General features: G+C 47.7%; 1 protein-coding gene. It reads left to right on the top strand.

What is annotated here, in order from left to right; genetic code table 11:
• The coding region (locus V7Z64_RS13290) for a S8 family peptidase (RefSeq protein ID WP_334110755.1) at positions 1 to 1,566 on the top strand (1,566 nt) is incomplete at both ends.

Below are 1,566 nucleotides of genomic sequence, written 5' to 3'. Positions count from 1 at the left end.
CTGCGTTATCCATTAGTTTTGCTTCATCGCTCCTTGTGCCAACGATCGCACAAGCGTCGATGGAGCCGCCGATTGCGCAATGGAAAAAGCAAACGGTAGAGAGCAAGCGAACGTCACTTGCTTACAAACGATTTGAAGAAGCACAACAGCAAGTGAGCTCAGACACATTGATTGTTAAGTATCACGAAAACATTCCTGCCGCTGTTCATCGCAGCTTAGGGGCGACGTTAAAACAGTCGTTTCCGCAATTGCGCTACGACGTCGTCACAGTGCAAAAAGGAAAGAACTTACAAGAAGTGATGAAAAGCTATGCAAAATTAAAAGCGGTCAAAAGCGTGACGCCAAGTTTTACATACAAGCGGCTCGGCTCGGCTGATCCGAAAGCAGACCGTATGTATGCATTGACGCTATTAAACATCGACAAAGCGTTAAAACTAGCAGGAAACCATCGCGTCACCGTCGCCGTCATCGACACGGGGATGGATACGAAGCATCCAGAGTTGAAAGGTCGTGTTTTGCCAGCTTACAATGCGATTAACCCGGCTGGCGCCCCAATCAAAGATGTGCACGGAACGCACGTTGCCGGCATTATCGGGGCAAACGCAAACAATGGCGTTGGTGCCCACGGGGTCAACCCAAACGTGACAATTTTGCCGATTGATGTTTTTGGCGGGTCATGGGGCGCAAGCGACTATACGATCGCCCAAGGCATTTTATATGCGATCGAAAAAGGGGCAAAAGTCATTAACATGAGCCTTGGCGGTTATTTTAGCTCGCCCATTTTAGAAGAAGCGGTCAAACAAGCCATTGATGCGGGTATTACTGTCGTTGCGGCAGCGGGAAATGAAGCGACGGATATGTATTCTATTCCAGCTTCATACGAAGGGGTCATTAGCGTCGGGGCGACGGATCATAAAAATAAGCTCGCTGAGTTTTCAAACTATGGACCATCCGTTGACCTTGTCGCTCCGGGTGTTGACGTATACAGTCCGATTTACGACTATGCGAAAGGTTCTTCATTTGCGGAGTTAAGTGGAACGTCGATGGCAGCACCTGTCGTCGCTGGAGTCGCTTCGCTTCTTTTATCAAAGTATCCGAACTTAAAGCCGTATCAAGTCGAATGGATTTTAGAGCGCACCGCAACGGATTTAGGGGAAAAAGGATATGACTTAACATACGGCAACGGTCTAGTAAATCCTGTCGCTGCGCTACAATATAACATGAAAAACGTGCCGCAAAAAGAAAATTGGAACGATGAAACGATTTTAGCGAAGGCACCGATCATTGATGCGAAAGAGGCGTACGTGAAAAAAGGTGCACTGACAAAACCGGAAGAAATGCATTGGGTGAAAATGAACGTACAACAAGGTGAAAGCGTCCAAGCTATACTTGAAGGCGCGGAATCGTACGACTACAAACTTGTGTTCCGATTTTACCCAGAAGGAAAAACAACATCTGAAAAGCCGGTGCAAGTTAATGATGGACGCGCAGGGGAAATGGAAGCGAAGCTGTTTACAGCGAAGCAGCCAGGCGTATTGGCAATCGGTGTAACAGATGCGAATGGCA

The sequence above is a fragment of the Anoxybacillus sp. genome, from assembly GCF_036834105.1.
Classification (GTDB): domain Bacteria; phylum Bacillota; class Bacilli; order Bacillales; family Anoxybacillaceae; genus Anoxybacillus.
The sequence above is the reverse complement of the archived record's forward strand: the minus strand, read 5'-3'. Positions and strand labels throughout refer to the sequence as shown.